19 protein-coding genes are annotated in these 19114 nt (G+C 41.8%); 14 read left to right on the top strand and 5 right to left on the bottom strand.

Translation table 11 applies throughout. The annotated features are described in order from the left end of the window. Positions 1-71: 71 nt before the first annotated feature. Positions 72-755: a DUF421 domain-containing protein gene (locus tag AC1MBV_RS02995; protein ID WP_480947490.1), complete on the bottom strand. Its 684-nt coding sequence runs from the start codon at positions 753-755 to the stop codon at positions 72-74. Positions 756-1303: 548 nt separating this feature from the next. Between AC1MBV_RS02995 and AC1MBV_RS02990 the strand changes: the two genes are divergently transcribed. Beyond that, complete coding sequence (locus tag AC1MBV_RS02990) at positions 1304-1909, top strand: phosphatidylglycerophosphatase A family protein (protein ID WP_255749628.1); 606 nt, start codon at positions 1304-1306, stop codon at positions 1907-1909. A gap of 257 nt (positions 1910-2166) precedes the next feature. Continuing rightward, positions 2167-2742, top strand: a complete 576-nt coding sequence (locus AC1MBV_RS02985; protein WP_255749627.1) for an RBBP9/YdeN family alpha/beta hydrolase — start codon at positions 2167-2169, stop codon at positions 2740-2742. Between the two features lie 33 nt (positions 2743-2775). On the opposite strand, the gene AC1MBV_RS02980 is transcribed toward AC1MBV_RS02985, so the two are convergent. Both AC1MBV_RS02980 and AC1MBV_RS02975 read right to left on the bottom strand, forming a co-directional pair. After that, the gene (locus AC1MBV_RS02980) at positions 2776-2946 is read right to left on the bottom strand and encodes a Fur-regulated basic protein FbpA (RefSeq protein WP_255749626.1); all 171 of its coding nucleotides are present in this window, start codon (positions 2944-2946) and stop codon (positions 2776-2778) included. Positions 2947-3009: 63 nt separating this feature from the next. Continuing rightward, on the bottom strand, positions 3010-3147 hold the full coding sequence (locus tag AC1MBV_RS02975; protein ID WP_255749625.1) for a hypothetical protein: 138 nt from the start codon (positions 3145-3147) through the stop codon (positions 3010-3012). A 195-nt stretch (positions 3148-3342) separates the two neighbouring features. Here AC1MBV_RS02975 and AC1MBV_RS02970 point away from each other — a divergent pair, with 195 nt between their 5' ends. From AC1MBV_RS02970 to cydC, 5 genes are all read left to right on the top strand, one after another. Next, complete coding sequence (locus tag AC1MBV_RS02970) at positions 3343-3675, top strand: MerR family transcriptional regulator (RefSeq protein ID WP_255749624.1); 333 nt, start codon at positions 3343-3345, stop codon at positions 3673-3675. 359 nt (positions 3676-4034) lie between these two features. Next, positions 4035-5438 carry a cytochrome ubiquinol oxidase subunit I gene (locus AC1MBV_RS02965; RefSeq protein WP_255749623.1) on the top strand — a complete coding sequence of 468 codons (1404 nt, stop codon included), beginning with the start codon at positions 4035-4037 and terminating at the stop codon, positions 5436-5438. Beyond that, positions 5425-6438 carry a cytochrome d ubiquinol oxidase subunit II gene (gene cydB / locus AC1MBV_RS02960; RefSeq protein WP_480947489.1) on the top strand — a complete coding sequence of 338 codons (1014 nt, stop codon included), beginning with the start codon at positions 5425-5427 and terminating at the stop codon, positions 6436-6438. Before AC1MBV_RS02965 ends, cydB begins: the two co-directional genes overlap by 14 nt. Before the next feature lie 71 nt (positions 6439-6509). After that, a complete protein-coding gene (cydD, locus tag AC1MBV_RS02955) occupies positions 6510-8234 on the top strand; it encodes a thiol reductant ABC exporter subunit CydD (protein ID WP_480947488.1) in 1725 nt (574 codons plus the stop codon). Further along, entirely contained in the window at positions 8234-9994 is a 1761-nt protein-coding gene (gene cydC, locus AC1MBV_RS02950; RefSeq protein WP_480947487.1) for a thiol reductant ABC exporter subunit CydC, read from the top strand. The genes cydD and cydC overlap by 1 nt, the downstream gene beginning before the upstream one ends. Positions 9995-10055: 61 nt before the next feature. On the opposite strand, the gene AC1MBV_RS02945 is transcribed toward cydC, so the two are convergent. Next, positions 10056-11384: a hemolysin family protein gene (locus AC1MBV_RS02945; protein ID WP_255746027.1), complete on the bottom strand. Its 1329-nt coding sequence runs from the start codon at positions 11382-11384 to the stop codon at positions 10056-10058. Between the two features lie 167 nt (positions 11385-11551). Further along, a complete protein-coding gene (locus AC1MBV_RS02940) occupies positions 11552-11737 on the bottom strand; it encodes a YjcZ family sporulation protein (RefSeq protein WP_304654739.1) in 186 nt (61 codons plus the stop codon). Between the two features lie 273 nt (positions 11738-12010). On the opposite strand from AC1MBV_RS02940, the gene AC1MBV_RS02935 reads away from it, so the two are divergent. The 7 genes from AC1MBV_RS02935 (at position 12011) to AC1MBV_RS02905 (ending at position 19008) form a co-directional block, all read left to right on the top strand. Next, positions 12011-12643 (top strand): hypothetical protein, encoded by a 633-nt coding sequence (locus tag AC1MBV_RS02935; RefSeq protein WP_480947486.1) that lies wholly within the window; start codon positions 12011-12013, stop codon positions 12641-12643. Positions 12644-12798: 155 nt separating this feature from the next. After that, entirely contained in the window at positions 12799-13788 is a 990-nt protein-coding gene (locus AC1MBV_RS02930) for a glycosyltransferase family 2 protein (protein WP_255746032.1), read from the top strand. Next, the gene (locus AC1MBV_RS02925) at positions 13781-14209 is read left to right on the top strand and encodes a GtrA family protein (protein ID WP_255746035.1); all 429 of its coding nucleotides are present in this window, start codon (positions 13781-13783) and stop codon (positions 14207-14209) included. Before AC1MBV_RS02930 ends, AC1MBV_RS02925 begins: the two co-directional genes overlap by 8 nt. 239 nt (positions 14210-14448) lie before the next feature. After that, complete coding sequence (gene tagD / locus AC1MBV_RS02920; protein ID WP_255746038.1) at positions 14449-14847, top strand: glycerol-3-phosphate cytidylyltransferase; 399 nt, start codon at positions 14449-14451, stop codon at positions 14845-14847. Next, entirely contained in the window at positions 14840-15997 is a 1158-nt protein-coding gene (locus AC1MBV_RS02915; RefSeq protein ID WP_255746040.1) for a CDP-glycerol glycerophosphotransferase family protein, read from the top strand. Before tagD ends, AC1MBV_RS02915 begins: the two co-directional genes overlap by 8 nt. A gap of 96 nt (positions 15998-16093) precedes the next feature. Then, positions 16094-18337, top strand: coding sequence for a CDP-glycerol glycerophosphotransferase family protein (locus AC1MBV_RS02910; protein ID WP_304654740.1), 2244 nt, complete (start codon positions 16094-16096; stop codon positions 18335-18337). A gap of 227 nt (positions 18338-18564) precedes the next feature. Beyond that, a complete protein-coding gene (locus tag AC1MBV_RS02905; RefSeq protein WP_480947485.1) occupies positions 18565-19008 on the top strand; it encodes a universal stress protein in 444 nt (147 codons plus the stop codon). Positions 19009-19114 lie beyond the last annotated feature (106 nt).

Genomic DNA, 19114 nt, shown 5'->3' with positions numbered 1-19114 from the left:
GATGGTCATTTGGCATTTGCAGGTGAGTCTAGAGCCAGCAAATTTTGGAATAGTTATACACCTTTTGGGGTTTAAGAATGTATCCTTTGAAGGAACAGCCCGTCCTCATTTCGCCATTCGGCGATCATGATTTGACTTGGCTCCTCAATGGAGCGTTTTTTCAGCTCGTCAATTAGCCACGCTTCTGTTTTACCGATTAAAGGCAAATTTTTCTCAATAATCGTTCCGTCACTGATTAATGTGATTGGAAGAGATACCGCTTCGTCAGCGAGTTTCAAATCTTTGCGCTTTGTTTGTTCATATTCTGATTTTCGAATAACGGAGATTTTACCGTTCGGCTCCAGTATAGCAAATTCAATTTCACGCAACGAGAAAATATCCCGATCCCGTAGAAGCATTTGCAGATGATTCATGTCGATACGGTTTTTTTTCATTATTTTCCGATCTATTTGCCCCTTATTGATTATTAAGGCGGGCTGACTCTCGAAGAAACCGCGTGATTGATGGTATTTCAATGTAATAATATCAATAAGATAAATCAAAATCCCCCAAAACAGAATCGTAAAAATAACCTTGAAAACATGAGTTTGCGGATCATAGATTGCATCGCTGACAAAATCACCAACAACGATCATTGAAATGAAGTCAAAGGGAGTCGACTCAGACATTGATGCCCGGCCCATAACTTTTGTAAGAAGAAGCAGGGCGAACAATCCGACACTTAATTCAATGCAAATGGAGATAAATTCCTTCATGGGCGCATACCACCTTCCGGATTCAGCTGTCATGCTGACAACAAAGCTCATTTAGTTTTAGAGAAAGCAACAGATTTTATACGATTACGGAAGAAAAAATGATCTCAAAATAAATAGTGCACGTGTCTTGTGAATAAAAAGAAAATCAAGGTTCTCATACAGAAATAGAGCCGTTTTTAGCTCGTCCTTGCTTGGACAGGGTGATTACGCTATGATAACGTTGCAGTCTCTCGATGAGCGAGCAAACCATTTTGACGTGCTTTTTACAACACTTTTGTGACTTTGTCAGTCTTCCGTCATTTCTTTTTGTTCTTCAGCATAAAATGAAAGAAGGCGGATTACGTAATTTTGGGCGTTCAGCAGTATAGATCAGCCTATTGCGACTGTTTTGGTGCTTTCTTTAATATTCCTTATGAATGATCTGAGTCTTATCCGTTCTTTTCAGCCGTACCTTGTTTTTGAACGGTTTCTTGAATCAGCTGTATGCAAACATTCAATAATGAACAGAATGACAAGTCTTGATCTGTCTTTGGAAGGAGAAAAGATGAATGAATGAACAACCTTTTTCAAAAAGCATGACCTACGCACCTGGGCTGCCGAAGGGTGCTACCTTTTATTCGGCACATAAAAAAAGAGTGACTTCTCAGGCCATTGCAAATGCCGTTGAAGCGGCTTTGGCAGAGCGTGGTGTCACCGTTGAGGACATTGCTGAAATCGTTTTGGATTTACAGAAGCCATTTATGTCCGGATTGACGATTGATACATGTGTGGAGAATGTTCAAGGGGTACTTGCCAAAAGAGAGTTGCAGCATGCAATCCTCGTAGGAATAGAACTGGATCGTCTTGCCGAAAAAAAACTGTTGTCTGAACCTTTGCAGTCACTTGTTGATCAGGATGAAGGCTTGTTCGGCGTAGATGAAACGATTGCGCTTGGTGCTGTGTCCAGTTTCGGCAGTATTGCAGCTACGACTTTTGGCTATTTGGATAAAGTGAAGCCTAAAATCATCGGCCGACTGGATCTTGAAAAAGAGGGCAAAGTCAACACATTCCTTGATGATTTGATTGCAAGCATTGCAGCGGACGCTTCGAGCCGACTTGCACATCGAGTAAGAGATGACGAAGAAAAACGTGTTTCGCAATCTAATAGAAAATAAGCGGATCCGGATCTCTTGGATCCGCTTATTTGATGATATAATGTATTAAACGGATTTTTAATACAAAAAGAAAACGCAAAAGAGTAAGAAATTAGCGGGTGCCTAGTATAAGAAAAGAGAAGAAGAACTTCGAAGAAACTTCCGCTAACTGCGTGCATGTCGTTGTACATAATGTGGGAGTTCAGCCGGTGTCCAAGGACTCGGCAAGAAAATTTTTTCTTTATGAGGTAACGTAATTAACTGATGAGGTGCTGAATATGACCTGTTTTCTTGTGCTACATGGGCTTGGCGGCAGTACGAGCGGACATTGGCAAGAGTGGCTGACTAAAGAATTGAAAAAAAGGGGAGAGCGTGTCTGGTTTCCTCAATTTCCTCAGTGGGATCATCCGGTAAGAGAAAGTTGGATCAACTGTCTTGAAGAGACCATAGATGAGATTCCTAAAGATGAACCCTTGGTAGTGGTGACACATAGTCTGGGCTGTATCCTTTGGATCCATTATGCATCACAGCATAACGCAAGAAAGGTCGATCGAGTAATCATGGTCTGTCCGCCATCTGAGCATTTGGACAACCCAGAAATTCAAAACTTTTTTCCGCTTCCAAAAGATAAAGCTTCATTACCGAGCATTGCAAAGAAAACATTACTAATTTTATCAACCAATGACCGCTTTCTGCCCCAAGAGGAAATGAAACAGTATTTTGACTTTCATGTGCCTTGTTTGATTTTTCCTGAGCAAGGGCATATTAATATCCAATCAGGGTACGGACCATGGCCGTGGATACTTCGTTTTTGCTTAGAAGATGCTGCATATTGGCCATGCACAACGGTTTGAGAAAAAATAAGCCAGAGGCGGAAGCCCTCTGGCTTATTTCATATATGAGTTATCTTTCAAATACCTTTTGTAAGCAATCTCGAGCTCGGTTAAGGAGAGCTCATAGAGTTGATGATTTTTAAATTTAAAAATCCCATGATCCAGCATCTTGCCGATGAGATTATTCTTCTTCTCTTCGTAATTTTTTGTGAGTGTATCAGTCATCACCCACACCTCTTGTCTTTTATAAAAATATTCGATCACACGTGAGCAGGTAAAGAAATTTATTTATGCATTTTGGACACGCCTTAATAGTTCAAGTGCCTCATTACCGCTGACCATAATTAATTCTTCCAGTAATTCGTCACGTTTCAGATCAAGCTGAATAATGCGTTTTGCTAAACTTGCCGCTTTTTCCTGTTCCATTGAGAAGCCTCCTATAGCCATTCGTCGTACATAACCCATCTATTAGTTTAAACGGGATGAATTATTTCGTCCATTCATTTGTCATTAATTCTCACATGCCGATTGATGTATGGGAAATAATGATGTAATATTATCTTACAAAATTGTTTCGTGATTAATGAGTCATGTTGGTTGCGAAGAGAGGATGATAAATGAATGGCGACGCATTCTCCAAAAGACGCTTATTTGTACAAGAAAGTCATCACGATCGGAACTGTTTGTGAACTTACAGGTCTCAGCGAACGTCAAATCCGTTATTATGAAAAAAGAAAATTGATTTTTCCTGAACGAACAGAGCGAGGAAACCGAAAGTATTCTTTTTCAGATGTGGAAGCGCTTATGGATATAGCCAATAAAATGGAAGACGGTATGCAGACTTCCGAACTACGTAAAGAAATGCAGAAAAAAGAGAGCAAGCGTTATGATAATAAGCTGAGGGAACGCATGATCCGCGGACAATTGAATGCGTACTTTAACAAAAGAGATTAATGAATCTTGAATTAATCTGGATCCGGTAGCGATGCCGGATCTTTTTGTATTTATAAACAGAATTCCTATGGCCGGAAAGTCTTGAGAAAGCGAAAAAATTGAATTTAGGTCAGTAAGGCCAATGGATTTCATGAGCTTTGTCACAAAACAGAAAAAAATGCGCCATATTTTGTTCACAAAATTGTCATTAGCTAAAGGGGAAAGTATGCTATGGAAGTTGTAAAGTAAGAAGTGGAATGTGACATCTGTTACACTTTTGTACATTTAAACCCGATTGAAGAAGTCGGGAATGTGATTTATGTCCTATAGATAAATGGTGGCATCAATGAAAAGTCACCAACTTGAAAAGAGGAGAGAGTATGGACGTATTGAGTTTAGCGAGATTTCAGTATGCGGCAACAACAATTTTCCACTTCTTTTTTGTTCCTTTGTCCATCGGCCTCGTGCTGATTGTGTCAATTATGGAAACGATGTATGTTGTCAAGAATAATGAAATTTACAAGAAAATGACTCAATTTTGGGGGAAGTTCTTTTTAATTAACTTTGCGATTGGGGTTGTGACAGGAATTCTGCAGGAGTTCCAATTTGGAATGAACTGGTCCGAATACTCGCGATTTATGGGCGATGTCTTCGGAGCGCCTCTTGCGATTGAAGCATTGCTTGCTTTCTTTATGGAGTCAACATTTATCGGCCTGTGGCTGTTCGGGTGGGACAGACTGTCGAAAAAGGTTCATCTTACCTGCATTTGGCTGGTTACGGCTGGAACGAGTTTATCAGCCCTTTGGATTCTGACTGCCAATTCATTTATGCAGCATCCGGTTGGCTTTCATATCAACAATGGAAGAGCGGAAATGAATGATTTCTTGGCACTTTTAACAAATCCTCAATTATGGGTTGAATTCCCGCATACTATTTTCGGTTCATTTGCCACCGGCGCTTTCGTTGTTGCCGGTATCAGTGCGATTGCATTGCTGAAAAGAAATCATGTGGATTTCTATTTAAAATCATTTAAAATTGCAATAATGATCGGGCTCGTGTCCGGAGTTCTCCTTGCACTTGTCGGACATTCACAGGCACAGTATCTGGTAAAGACGCAACCAATGAAAATGGCGGCAAGTGAAGGGACCTGGCAGAATACAAGCGATCCTGCTCCGTGGACCGTTATTGCAAAGATTGATACGAAAAATCATAAAAATACAGGAGAAATAAAGATTCCTTACTTGCTGAGTTTCCTTTCGTACGGAAAATTCAGCGGAAGCGTAGAGGGGATCGAAAGTCTTCAAAAGGCATATGTGGAAAAATATGGTCCAGGGAATTATATTCCGCCTGTGAAAACAACTTTTTGGACGTTCCGCATCATGACGGTTATGGGTGGACTGCTCTGTCTGCTCGGCATTGTCGGCGCGTTCCTTGTATGGAAAAAGAAACTCCTGAATAATAAATGGTTCTTACGCACCATGGTCGCAGCAATCGCTATCCCTTTTATCGGCAGCACAACCGGATGGCTAATGACGGAGATTGGCCGTCAGCCGTGGACTGTGTTTGGCTTTATGCAAACGGCTGCCAGTGTGTCGCCCAATGTGTCGGCAGGAGAACTGCTATTCTCGATCATTGCGTTTATGAGCATGTACTCAATTATGGCCATCGTCATGGTTTACCTGTTTGTACGCACGTTTAAAGAAGGACCTTCACTCGATAATAAAATGACGATTCAATCAAACGATCCGTTTGACGGGGAGGGATATCACGTTGTTACTGAATGAACTGTGGTTTCTTCTAATTGCTGTCTTGTTTATTGGCTTCTTTTTCCTTGAAGGCTATGATTTCGGTGTCGGCATGGCTACGCGGTTTGTCGCACGTAATGAAACAGAGCGGCGTATGTTGATTAACACGATCGGGCCGTTTTGGGACGCAAATGAAGTATGGATGATTACAGCGGGCGGTGCGATGTTCGCCGCTTTTCCGAACTGGTATGCGACCTTGTTCAGCGGCTTTTATGTTCCACTCGTTTTCCTCCTGCTGCTCTTGATTGCGCGAGGAACTGCGTTTGAGTACAGAGCGAAGGTCGCTCACCCAAAATGGTCAGGCACTTGGGATTGGGCGATCTTTATCGCCAGCCTGCTCTGCCCATTCTTATGGGGAGTCGTTTTTTCATCGCTCGTTTATGGACTTCCGATTGATAAAAATATGAATATGTATGCAACCTTTACGAGCATTGTTAATCCGTACACGGCTCTTGGCGGAGTATTGATCACACTTTTGTGCCTCTATCATGGGCTCGTCTTTATTTGCCTAAGGACGACGAATGATATTCAAGAGCGCACGCGTGACTTGGCTAAAAAAATAGTTTGGATACTGGCAGTTGCCGCAATTGCTTTTGTTGTGGTTACATTCTTTGTCACTGATCTGTTTGCGAAACGCGGTGTGTTCCTGTATCCGATCTATGCGTTGGACGTCGTTCTGCTGGTTTTGTCGGCATTTTTCTTAAGTAAGAAGCGTGACGGATGGGCATTCGGAATGAACGCCGGAGTTATTGTTCTGACAATCAGTTCATTGTTTATTGGTTTGTTCCCAAGACTGATGATCAGCAACATCAAGACTTCCTATGATTTAACCGTGTACAATTCAGCATCAGGTTCCTACTCACTAACTGTTATGACCATTGTTGCGGTTACATTGCTTCCGTTTGTTCTCGGCTATTCGATTTGGAGTTATTATGTATTTAGAAAGAGAGTTTCGAAAGAAGAACATATGGAATACTAAGAGAAAGTAAGGAAAGGATGTGGGCGCTTGGCCCTCGTGACAACGAGATTAAATGATTGCCAAGCCTGTTTATGGATCGGGAACTGTTGTCTTATAAAGGCGCCAAGCCGCTTTTCGCATTAACGGCGTTCTTGACGGTATTTCAAGGATTGTGTATTATTTTGCAAGCGATATATTTGGGCCGGAGCGTATCCGGCCTTTTTTCAGGGAAACAGATTGCGAGCATAAGCTCCGATCTGCTCCTTTTTTTCGTTGCATTGATGCTCAGATATTTACTCATCTTCATTATCAAGCAAGCTTGCTATCGTTTTGCTGATCGAACAAGCTCTGAATTGAGGAAATCATTTCTGAGGAAGCTTTTTGAAACCGGACCGCGGTCGGTGAAAAAAGAAGGGACCGGGTCCATGGTATCTCTCGCACTCGAAGGAGTGCTCCAAACTCGGAATTATCTGGAACTTTTTGTTCCTAAGATGGCAGCGAATGGAATTATTCCATTATTAATTCTCGCCTATGTTTTTTGGGCGGATCGTATGTCCGGAGTTATTTTGCTCCTGACCATGCCGATATTGATCATTTTTATGATTTTACTCGGGCTCGCTGCACAGAAAAAGATGGATGATCGCTGGGCCTCCTATCGCGTGCTGTCCAACCACTTTATTGATTCGTTAAGAGGACTGCCTACACTTTACTATCTGGGTATTAGTAAACGACATAAGCAGACGATTAATCGAGTCAGTGATAAATACAGAACGATGACAATGAGTACATTGCGCCTCGCTTTTCTGTCATCATTCGCTCTGGACTTTTTTACAATGCTGTCGATCGCTTTTGTTGCGGTGGCACTTGGTATCCGGCTTGTTGACGGACATATCTTATTGGAACCGGCGCTGACCGTGCTCATTCTTGCTCCTGAATATTTTTTGCCGGTTCGGGAACTTGGTCAGGATTACCATGCCACACTTGACGGCAAGGAAGCTGCACGAAAATTAAATGTCTATGCTAAGGAAGAAACCATTGGGAAACAGGTGACAACAAACGAATCTCATATCGATCGATGGTCGAAACAAGCGGTTTTAGCTATTGAAAACGGATCGGTCGCTTATCAGGGTTCAAGTAAGAAGGCACTTGATCACCTGAATCTGCAGTTTTCAGGTTTCGAAAAGATAGGAATAATCGGCGTCAGTGGAGCGGGTAAATCCACAATGATCGATTTGATCGGCGGCTTTATAAACGCAAATTCAGGCACGACAACGGTAAATGGCAAAGCTGCGGTATTTACCTCGAGTGAATGGCGGCAGCAAGTGACCTACCTTCCGCAGCATCCTTATCTATTCAGTGCGTCGCTGCGTGATAATATTGCTTTTTATGCCCCGGAAGCAACGCAGCAGCAGGTCGCACATGCAGTAGATGAGGCAGGGCTGGATACGCTTGTGAGCCGTTTTCCGAATGGACTGTATGAACGTATAGGCAATGGAGGAAGGCAGCTGAGCGGAGGCCAAGAGCAGCGTGTCGCACTGGCGCGTGCCTTTTTATGCGACCGTCCGATTTTATTGCTTGATGAACCGACGGCGCATCTTGATATTGAAACAGAATACGAACTGAAAAAGCCGATGCTGCGGTTATTTGAGAATAAGCTGGTTCTGCTGGCGACGCATCGCTTGCACTGGATGGAACAGATGGATCGAATGATCGTCATTAAGGACGGTAAGATTGCTGAAATCGGAACACAGGACGAACTGATTCAAGCAAATGGTGTGTACCGTGCAATGGTTCGCTCTCAATTGGAGGGGATCTGATGAATGAGTGGCTCAAACCATCAATAAAAAAACATTGGAGAGGCTTGCTTTTTGCCGGTCTGCTCAGTCTTATGGCCATTCTTTGCGCATCAGGCTTGCTTTTTACATCCGGCTATTTGATTTCCAAAGCAGCCCTGCGTCCGGAGAATATACTGATGATTTATGTTCCAATCGTTGGTGTGCGGACCTTTGGTACCTTCCGAGCAGTATTTAATTACGCGGGAAGACTGGCAAGCCATAATACGATCTTAAAAATACTTTCTGAAATGCGCACGCATTTGTATGAAAAGCTTGAGCGATCCGCCTTGTTTATTCAGTCAAAATACAAAACAGGCGACATTTTAAGTGTTCTTTCGGAAGATATTGAGCATCTTCAAGATCTCTTCTTAAGAACCGTACTGCCCGGCGGAATTGCGCTTATTATTTACGCGTTATGGATTACAATGCTTGGCCTGTTTGATTTAGGCTTCGCATGTTTTATGGCACTATATCTACTTCTCCTGCTCCTCATCTTTCCAATTGCGTCCTTAATATGGATGAGAAAAAGGCATCGCATTATTTCGCAAAGCAGGCACAGACTTTACGTACAATTAACCGATGCTGTTTTGGGTTCCGCAGATTGGATGATGTCAGGCAGACAGGAACGTTTTCTTGAAAAGTATGAGCAGCTGGAGGGGGAATCGCGGTCAGCGGAACGTTCCTTACATTCTTTCAGAAAGTGGCGCGATTTTGCTGCCCAATTAATTGTCGGTCTTTGTGTCGTACTTCTGGTACTATGGTCCGGGCGCCTTGCTCATGAAGGAATGATTGATCCGACATTAATCGCTGCATTCGCACTGGTGGTATTTACAGTTGCAGAAGCGCTTGTGCCTCTCTCAGAAGCAGTTGAACGTTTGCCGCACTACGAACGAGCACTCAATCGTCTGAACAGAATTGAAACGCCTCAAGCTCAGACGACAGAGATTCGAACTGATGGGAATTGGAAAGTAGCTGCTGAGAAGATCACCATTGATATTTGCCATGTCTCGTTTAGATATGCAAAAAATGTTGACTGGTCCGTTCATGATGTATCGCTTAAGCTGCCTCAAGGGACAAAGCTTGCGGTGATTGGACGAAGCGGGGCAGGAAAATCGACGCTCGCCCATTTAATTTACGGTACACTTGTCCCTGAAAAGGGAACGGTGACTTTAAATGGAACTCCTGCTCACCAAATTGGGTCGGATCGATCAAAACAAATATCCGTTCTCAGCCAGAATCCGCATCTATTTGATACATCTGTCCTGAACAATTTGTCGCTCGGCTGTCCTGAGGCAACGATGGATGAAATCGTCAATGCGGCAAAACAAGTGGAGTTGGATGCGCTCATTGAACAGCTCCCGCAAGGATATCATACTCAAATGCATGAAGCAGGTTCCATTTTTTCCGGTGGTGAGCAAGAACGGTTGGCTCTTGCACGTATACTATTAAGAAAGACGCCGATTGTCATTTTGGACGAGCCTACTGTCGGTTTAGACCCAATTACTGAAAGGACTTTATTAAAGAAGATTTTTGATACACTTGAGGGCAGAACATTAATTTGGATCACGCATCACCTGACCGGGACAGAAAAAATGGACCAAGTTATTTTTATGGACAATGGTAAGGTGCACATGCAAGGCAGACATGATCAGCTTTTCAGTCAATCTGCACGGTACCGCAGTCTTTACGAATTGGATGTACCCCTTTATTTAAGACAGGCAATTGAAAAACAAAATCGATAGACAAAAAAGAGAAGCGCGGAACAGCGCTCCTCTTTTTTACTATTTACAAGATGCTCACTGATTAAGAATTATTTGGAACCGTTTTAACCTTAGTAATCATAATCTTTCGAATCTGATGGGCTTCCATTTTCTTAACCTCAAAAGTCACATGATCATAATTAAGGGTTGAGCCAACTTCGACATTTGGATCCTCGGCAAGAATCCATCCGCCGATTGTATCGATTCCTTCTTCTTCGATGTCAATTTGAAATTGCTGATTCACATGAGAGATCAGTAATTTGCCATCAACGAGAGCCTGATCAGGATTAATACGTTTAATTAGCGGCTCTTCGCCTTCGTCGTACTCATCTCGAATTTCTCCGACGATTTCTTCCAGAATATCTTCAACGGTGACAAGACCTGATGTGCCGCCATACTCATCAGTGAGAATGGCCATATGAATGCTTTCTTTCTGCATGCGTTCAAAAAGCGTGCGAATCGGCATCGTTTCAAGCACGGATAGAATCGGACGAATATAGTGATCCATCGGTTGAAGATCTTTGTTCAGCACATCGGTGAACATGTCCTTAATATTAATCATGCCGACGACATGGTCTTTATCTTCTTCTACAAGTGGGAAACGAGTGAACTTTTCGTTATGCAGCGTTTGAAGCGACTCTTCAAACGGATCTTCTTTGTAGATACAGACAATTTCGGTTCGCGGCACCATAATTTCTCGAGCAGTTCGTTCATCAAAATCAAAGATGCGTGTCATATAACGTAATTCGCCTTGACTGATTTCCCCGCTTTTAAAGCTGTCGGCCAGTGTAAGCCTCAATTCGCCTTCGGTCAGTGCGCTGTCATGCTGATCTTCAGGTTTAACGCCAAGCAGGCGGATAACTCCGTTTGACAATGTGTTAAGCAGCCATACAAATGGGAAGAGCAGGCGATGTATCCAAATAAGAGGATAGGCAATGTTCAGTGTAATTTGCTCCGCTTTGTGGATCGCAATTCCTTTAGGTGCTAATTCACCAAGAACCACGCTGGCAAACGTGATCAGGAAAAAGCCGGTCAGCACTGAAAGGGTATGAATTAACGCGTTATTCAAGCCAAACAACTGAAATACAGGATTAAATAGGTGGGCAACTGCCGGTTCCCCAATCCAGCCGAGGACAAGCGCAGTAACCGAAATACCGAGTTGTGTTGTTGACAGGTAAGCATTTAATTCATCTACAATTTTCTTTGAAGCAGCAGCACGCTTGTTGCCCAGCTTGATTAGTTCATTCAAGCGGGTGGGGCGAATTTTAACAATCGCAAATTCTGCAGCTACGAAAAAAGCAGTTAATATAATTAAAAAAATGACGATTAATAAGCCAATGGTATCGTCCAAATGAGCCCTGAGTATTGTCATGAATACCCAGGTTTCACCTCCAAATAAATAATCGAATTACACTATTTCAGTATACACGAAAAATGGAATGCTTTGAAAGAAGAAACACAATCTTTGCAAGTGGTTACTCATTTTATAGAAAAATGCCCGACGGTTGGATACCGTCGGGCATTTTCATAATCTGTTAATCAGCAAACAAATGCAGCGCCAACAATAATTAACAGGATGAACAATACAACGATGAGCGCAAACCCACTACCGCAGGATGTGCCACCTACAGGATAAGAAGGGTAGCCGCCACCGCAGCCGCAGCCTTCACTTGCACCACCATATGGAGCATTTGACGGATATCCGCCGAAACCAAAGTTGCCCATTCAAGTCACTCCTTTATCACGAGATATGATATTCTATGTTAACCAGGGGTATTTGGCGATGAAATAAACGCCCAATCCTTGAATCTATGCGAATGCCTATTTGTTGGTTGAACATTTATGTTCCCTTTTTTATTTTAGAAAAGGGAAAATCCGAGTTTCAAGCAGCACGCAAAGGCGCGTTGTTTCGTAAGATTTCATCGCCAGTTGCTTGACAAGAGCGTATGATTACCCCAACCTTGTGATTGAGTATGTTGTGATTTGGAGGAATAATAGATGGGAAAAATGGATGAACAAATAATTGTTGTAGGCAGATCTGATTTATTCGGAGCTGGAGACAGCAGCCTTGTTTTTCAAGGAACAGAGCGATACGAACAATCGGTTGCCACGTTAAAGAAAAGAATGTCTGACCACTTTTTGGTTATGCGACGGGGCGATGCGGAAGAGAATCCGTTATACAAGCAGCCTATTCCATATGCAGTGTTGAAGAAAGGTGAGCGCTATTTTACATATAAGCGGTTAGGCGAAGGCGGCGAAGAACGCCTTTATGGAAAATTATCGATCGGGGTCGGAGGACATATGAATGAAGTTAAGGGCGCAGATGATTTTCAGCAAGTCCTTGCTCAGAATTTGGATCGAGAAATCAATGAGGAATTAATTGTACAGAATGCCGAAACCGCAGACATGAAAACCATTGGTTTAATTAATGATGATAAATCTGAAGTCGGCAAAGTTCACATCGGAGTTCTTGTCGTCATCGTCTTGCCGAATGATGCTCAAGTCGATGTTCGTGAAAAGGACAAATTGGAAGGAAGCTGGAATACACTTGATGAATTAAGAAACCCTGATGTTTATGATCGAATGGAGAGCTGGTCCGGCTTTGCAATCGATGCACTGTCTCATGTGTGAGCGTCAAACAAACCTAATTTTGTGAAAAGAATTTCATTTTGCTTTTAGCAATCGAGTGCAGCGCTATACTAAAATGGCTGACAAATAATGGCCTGCAGATTTGTATGAATGAACATGCAAAATGGCAGGGGTGCCAAAAAGACAGGCGGATATTTATGAACGAAGAACTACTACTCTGCATTATTGTTCCTTGTTTCAATGAAGAAGCTGTACTGCCAGAAACAATAAAGGTATTGACCGGGATCCTTAATTCTTTGTCAGAGACGGGCACGATCAGCCGGAAGAGTTTTATCCTCTTTGTCGATGACGGAAGCTCGGACAAAACGTGGCAGCTTGTAAGTGCACGCGCTGAAACTGTTCCGTCAATACAAGGATTAAGGCTGAGCAGAAATTTTGGGCATCAGAATGCGCTTATTGCAGGTATTGAAACGGTGAATAAAGAAGCGGATTGTGTCATCACTATTGATGCTGATTTGCAAGATGATGCCCGAATGATTCCTGCGTTTGTTTACAAGTATCTGGAGGGATCTGATGTCGTCTACGGAGTACGGAAACGGCGTGATCAAGATACATTCTTTAAAAAAAATACTGCACGTGTTTTTTATAAACTCATGGCTAAAATGGGAGTTAACCTGGTACCGAACCATGCGGATTTTCGTTTGCTCAGCCGAAGAGCGGTACAGGAATTCATGCGCTATCAAGAAGAGAACCTCTTTATTCGAGGCATTATCCCGTTGCTCGGCTTCAAATCGTCTAAAGTGTATTATGACCGCCAAAAACGGTATGCAGGTGAATCAAAGTATCCGTTGAAGAAAATGCTTGCATTCGCAGTCGACGGCATTACTTCATTCAGCATTGTGCCAATTAAATTGGTGATGAGTATCGGCTTTCTTTTTGTATTGATTGGAGGCGCAATTGCTGCTTATGCGTTGATCAATTGGTTTCTAGATCATACAATTAGCGGCTGGACTTCACTGATTTTGTCGATCTGGATGATTGGCGGTATGCAGCTCATGGCAATCGGCGTGATTGGCGAATACATTGGCAAGATCTTCACGGAAACAAAAAAGAGACCACGGTATACTATAGAAATCAATACACTGCACAATAAAAAATTAAGTGAAAAGGATAAGTTCCATGAGTAGCCGAAGTAGAGGGCAGTACATTGATCAAAAAATAAAAAAAGATAATTTAAAATGGCGATGGATCAAACAAGCATTTATTTTTGGCTCCGTTGGCGTGAGTAACACGGCAGTTGATTTTATTGTATTTTTTGTACTGGCACATTTTTTCTCCATTTTTTATGCAGCTGCACAGGTTCTGTCGTATGGCGCCGGTATGCTGAATAGTTATATTTGGAATTCCAAAATTACGTTCTCAGAATCCAAACGGTCGCTTTCACGATTGATTCGATTTATTGTTCTGAATCTCGCTGTACTGGGCATCACTTTGCTGGCTATGCACAGCATGTTGTTTCTGCCTCTGTACATAAATAAATTAATCAGTACACTCATTGGTTTAAGTGTTAACTTTTTGTTAAGTAAATTATGGGTGTTTAGAGCCTAAATGCGGCGCACCGATTGACATTTAGGGACGCAAAATGTAGAATGCTTGTATTCATACGTGCCATTGAATTAGAGCTTATGTCGAACCATTAAAGGTGAGTGTTTGACAGGTCATATAAGCCTGTATTTTTGATTTGATAAACTGCGTTTGGGCAGAATAAATGTTGTGTAGACACTTTAGTTACTGTTATGGATTGATGGGCTTGCGCACATTGTGATTTTTAAGGAGAGCGAATTAAATTGAAAAGAATTTTAACCTACGGCACCTTTGACTTATTGCACTATGGACATATCAATTTATTGAGACGCGCGAAGGAACTTGGCGATTATCTAATTGTCGGGCTCTCGACGGATGAGTTTAATGCCGTGAAACATAAAGAGGCCTACCACAGCTATGAGAACCGCAAGTTGATTCTCGAAGCGATTCGCTATGTCGATAAGGTAATCCCTGAAAAGGATTGGGACCAGAAGATCGCCGATGTTAAAGATAATGATGTGGATATCTTTGTCATGGGTGATGACTGGAAGGGAAAATTTGATTTTCTGAAAGATTATTGTGAAGTTGTTTATCTGCCGCGTACAGTTGGTATTTCAACCACAAAGATCAAACATGATTTGTTTACTGTGAAAAATGGCTAAGGAATTTCTGATTAACTGTTATCTTGTTTTTTTTAAAGTCATTTTTACGCTCTGCAAAATTTTTAGGCTTCACAGGAAGATCGTTTTTGTCTGTTCTTATACAGACAATAATCAATTTGTCTATGATGAAATGAAGCACAGAGGATCTGAAACAGAAGTTGTTTTTCTGTGCCGAGGAAAAGCTGTTTTCACTCATTTCGGCAGCACAGGTGAAATGGTGATTCCGTTTGAAACCATGAATATATGGCAGTTTGTTCGCTCAGCTTATCATTTGGCGACAGCGAAACTGGTTGTGGTTGATAATTATTTCGGTTTTCTTTCGGTGGTCAATTTTAAAAAAGATGTATTATGCATCCAGCTTTGGCATGCATGCGGAGCTTTTAAGACGTTTGGTTTAAAAGATCATTCAGTTACCTTTAGGTCTGCGCGTGCGCGTGCGCGGTTTTCAACCGTATATCGGCACTTTGATAAGATTGTTGTCGGTTCCGATGCCATGGAGGCGATTTTTAGGCAGTCCTTCGGTTTAGGTGATGCCCATTTCATTCATTTGGGGATACCGCGAACCGATCTTTTTTTTGATTTAAAGAAGCAGGCAGAGATAAAAGATTCGTTAAACAAAATGAGTTCGGGCAAGAAAATCATCTTATATGCACCAACTTTCAGAGATCAGCCTCTGGAGGAGCTTGGACTCGATTTAAATAGGATGGAGGAAGAACTCAGCAAAGATTACGTGCTGATTCTTCGTCTGCACCCTTCTGACAGAGGAAAAATGATTAATCTCAGCTGGGATCATAAGTTTTTAATTGATGGTTCCAAATGGAACAGCGTAAACGAGTTACTGCTCGGTACGGATCTTTTAGTGACTGATTATTCATCCATTCCCTTTGAATTTGCATTGCTGAATCGTCCGATGATCTTTTTCCCATATGATTTGAATTCTTATGAAAAAAACAGGGGATTATGGGAAAATTATGAGCAAATGGTTCCAGGGCCAGTTGCGAACTCCACTGATGAAGTCATTCGGCTGATTAAGCGTGACACCTTTGACTTGCGGCAAATTGCGGCTTTTTCGGAGAAATGGAATCGCTATTCAACGGGTCAGTCGAGCAGTAAGATTGTGGATTATTTGACTGCCTGTATGAACAAATGAATGGAGTAATGGTCATAGTGGTTACAACCAATAAAAAAAACAAGAAGAGTAAAAATGAATGGATAGATCCTACTACATCTAGGAGGAGCAGGGGAAATGATCAGTGAGCAAGCCGAAAAACAGATAAAAAAATTAATAAAACCACGGATTTTAAGTTTTGAGGCGAGTCCGGGAGAATGGAACGTCACCATTCGTTTCAATCCAATGGCAGATGAAAGTTACATAAAACGCATGGAAATACACGTGTGCGATCGTTTTGGCGATGCTGCGTTTGTATTTCCTATTGAGTCTGTGAGCAAAGACGAAAATGACTATTGGGATGCAAAGATCAAAATTATGTTGCCGGCAATTCAGAATCGCTTGTTTGAACGCGACTATTGGGACTTTTTCATATCTGTACCTGTAGACCAGTCGTTATTAGATCAGGTCTATTCAAATTTGGACGAAGCTCAGACTGAAGAGATGGAGATTGTTGATCGAAGTGAGCTCGAAGAGGGTTTTCGCTTGACTATTCGCTTGCATGCACTGCGACCGCTGCAACCGCTCGATTTGTTTAGCCTCTATAATGAAGAGCAAGACAAAATGCTCATTCCTTTTTATACAAAAAAGAATGGCCTTTCACTGCGTGTTGAGGAAGTTCACGTAATGGCTCGAATTGATCGTGCGGAGATCAGCAGAACTTTTATGCTTACTCTCGAAGGACATGTTGTTTTCCCGTTTTCTGATGTGCTTTCGCAGCCTGATATCCAAAAGAAAATCATGCTTTTAAACAGCGAAGAAGAGGTCATTGCGGAATGGCGGACTGAGAATGTAGAACGTCCGGATTTAACAGAGGCTGCCGCATCTTTAAATCGTAATTATGATTGGGCAGGTTTTTCTCTTGCCATTGATCTCAAGCCCATTGCATCGCAGTTTGCTGATATCGAAGAGCCCGTTTATCTGTATTTCAGGCTGGAACTGACTCACAAAAAGAACGGGATGCTGTATTCTGAACGTCCAGTGCGTATTCTTGCCAGACATAAGGTGATCACTGGCCGCCACATCATTAAACTGAATGGATTGAAGAAGAGCCTGATTGTGAAGCGAAATCGCAATCACAGCCTTGCTTTCCGCATCGCGCCGTATACCGTGGCTGATGCACTTAAAGGGAAAGCAAGACGCGGCTTGAATCGTGTAAAGAAGAGCAGAGTATTTACATCTCTTTATCACCGAACATTTCAAGCCCTTTCTCATCTGCCGATGAAAAAGAATTTAGTGATGTTTGAGAGCTTTTTCGGTCGCCAATACAGTTGCAATCCGCGTGCGATCTATGAGTATATGCGTGAGCATTGCCCTGAATATCAATTGATCTGGAGCGCTAACGCCAAGTATACAGAATTGTTTGAACAGCATCAATTGCCGTACGTCAAGCGTTTTTCATGGAAATGGCTGATGCTCATGACCCGTGCTAATTATTGGGTGACGAATGTGCGCTTACCGCTTTGGATGTCAAAACCGAAACACACGATTTATCTTCAAACATGGCATGGAACACCATTAAAACGACTAGCTTTGGATATGGAAGAAGTACACATGCCAGGAACAAATACTGAGAAGTACAAACGGAATTTTCTGGCAGAGTCTGCTCGGTGGGATTATTTAATATCACCAAACCGGTATTCATCGGAAATTTTTGCTCGTGCGTTCGGCTTTGAGAATACAATGATCGAGTCCGGCTATCCACGCAACGATTTTCTATATCAGAAGAATAATCAAGAAACGATCGATGCAATTAAGGATCGAATTGGCTTGCCAAAAGATAAGAAAGTTATTTTATACGCACCGACATGGCGTGATAATCAATTCTATGGTAAAGGTCGTTATCGTTTTGAATTGGATCTGGATCTGCGACGCATGCAAAAGGAACTTGGAGAAGATTTCATAATCATCATGCGCATGCACTACTTGATTGCTGATAACCTTGATTTAACTGAATATGAAGGATTTGCTTATGATTATTCACATCATGAGGACATTAGTGAACTTTACATGATCTCTGATCTCTTGATTACGGACTATTCATCCGTTTTCTTTGATTTTGCGAATTTAAGACGGCCAATGATTTTCTTTACGTATGATATTGATGACTATCGTGATCACCTGCGCGGCTTTTATTTTGAATTTGAACAGAAAGCACCAGGACCGCTTGTTTTGACAACAGAGGAAGTAATTCAGGCTGTGCAGAACATTGCAGCATCCGGATTTGCCGTATCTGATCGTTTTGATGCATTTTTTGATAAGTTCTGCTCGCTTGAAAACGGGCATTCTTCGGAAAAGGTAGTGAAAACTGTATTTAAATAAAATTGATTAGTTCAAATGGAATCAAGCAATGTTAAAGAAGTTGTTCCTAAGTCGAATATTTGGCTTTGAAACAGCTTTTTTTTCGAAAATCGGAAATTTTAATCATTGTTATAAGTGTAGAAAAAATGTCATAAAATTAGGGAATTATTGTCTTAAAATACGCTTACAAATTTTGAAAGGTGGTATAGTATAGGTGTAGTAAGTTAAAGAGTTTTGGAAGGTTGGTGATGATTATGTATAAGATTCTCGTTCCTGTTGATGGTTCTGAGCCGGCAAACCGCGCTGTTCATGAAGCAGTTTCGATCGCTTCAGGAAAGAAGAATGCCGAAATTACATTACTTTATGTGAGCCCATCTCCAGTCTATTTTCCTTTCTATTCTATGGTCGGTCCATCACTGGATGCGGATGTCAAAGAGGTTGAAGAAAGAGAAGGAAATCAGATGCTCGACGACACTATCGAAAAAGCATCTAAAGATACATCTGTGACGTTCCGCAAAAAACATCTTTACGGTATTGCGGCACAAGAAATTTGTGATTATGCAAATGATACGAAGAAAGATTTAATTATTATGGGCAACCGAGGAATGGGTGCATTTGGACAGATGATCCTAGGGAGTGTCAGCAATAAAGTGCTTCAACTCGCGCAATGCCCGGTTATGATCGTCAAATAATTAATTTTTACTGATATGGTTAACAACCTTTGCAAATATCGTCATTGCAGAGGTTTTTTATTTTTTTATCCTTTATACTTGAAAGTCAAAGAAGGTCAGATTATAA

Source organism: Sporolactobacillus sp. PKPK-6, assembly GCF_056678885.1.
The sequence above is the reverse complement of the archived record's forward strand: the minus strand, read 5'-3'. Positions and strand labels throughout refer to the sequence as shown.

Bases quoted from the DNA above. Each gene is read 5' to 3' on its own strand.
- AC1MBV_RS02990 (WP_255749628.1), top strand. From the start codon at position 1,304: ATGAATGAACAACCTTTTTCAAAAAGCATGACCTACGCACCTGGGCTG.
- AC1MBV_RS02935 (WP_480947486.1), top strand. From the start codon at position 12,011: ATGGGAAAAATGGATGAACAAATAATTGTTGTAGGCAGATCTGATTTA.
- AC1MBV_RS02940 (WP_304654739.1), bottom strand. From the start codon at position 11,737: ATGGGCAACTTTGGTTTCGGCGGATATCCGTCAAATGCTCCATATGGT.
- cydD (WP_480947488.1), top strand. From the start codon at position 6,510: ATGGATCGGGAACTGTTGTCTTATAAAGGCGCCAAGCCGCTTTTCGCA.
- AC1MBV_RS02975 (WP_255749625.1), bottom strand. From the start codon at position 3,147: ATGGAACAGGAAAAAGCGGCAAGTTTAGCAAAACGCATTATTCAGCTT.
- AC1MBV_RS02985 (WP_255749627.1), top strand. From the start codon at position 2,167: ATGACCTGTTTTCTTGTGCTACATGGGCTTGGCGGCAGTACGAGCGGA.
- AC1MBV_RS02905 (WP_480947485.1), top strand. From the start codon at position 18,565: ATGATTATGTATAAGATTCTCGTTCCTGTTGATGGTTCTGAGCCGGCA.
- AC1MBV_RS02965 (WP_255749623.1), top strand. From the start codon at position 4,035: ATGGACGTATTGAGTTTAGCGAGATTTCAGTATGCGGCAACAACAATT.
- AC1MBV_RS02930 (WP_255746032.1), top strand. From the start codon at position 12,799: ATGAACGAAGAACTACTACTCTGCATTATTGTTCCTTGTTTCAATGAA.
- AC1MBV_RS02980 (WP_255749626.1), bottom strand. From the start codon at position 2,946: ATGACTGATACACTCACAAAAAATTACGAAGAGAAGAAGAATAATCTC.
- AC1MBV_RS02910 (WP_304654740.1), top strand. From the start codon at position 16,094: ATGATCAGTGAGCAAGCCGAAAAACAGATAAAAAAATTAATAAAACCA.
- AC1MBV_RS02915 (WP_255746040.1), top strand. From the start codon at position 14,840: ATGGCTAAGGAATTTCTGATTAACTGTTATCTTGTTTTTTTTAAAGTC.
- cydC (WP_480947487.1), top strand. From the start codon at position 8,234: ATGAATGAGTGGCTCAAACCATCAATAAAAAAACATTGGAGAGGCTTG.
- AC1MBV_RS02925 (WP_255746035.1), top strand. From the start codon at position 13,781: ATGAGTAGCCGAAGTAGAGGGCAGTACATTGATCAAAAAATAAAAAAA.
- AC1MBV_RS02995 (WP_480947490.1), bottom strand. From the start codon at position 755: ATGAAGGAATTTATCTCCATTTGCATTGAATTAAGTGTCGGATTGTTC.
- AC1MBV_RS02970 (WP_255749624.1), top strand. From the start codon at position 3,343: ATGGCGACGCATTCTCCAAAAGACGCTTATTTGTACAAGAAAGTCATC.
- AC1MBV_RS02945 (WP_255746027.1), bottom strand. From the start codon at position 11,384: ATGACAATACTCAGGGCTCATTTGGACGATACCATTGGCTTATTAATC.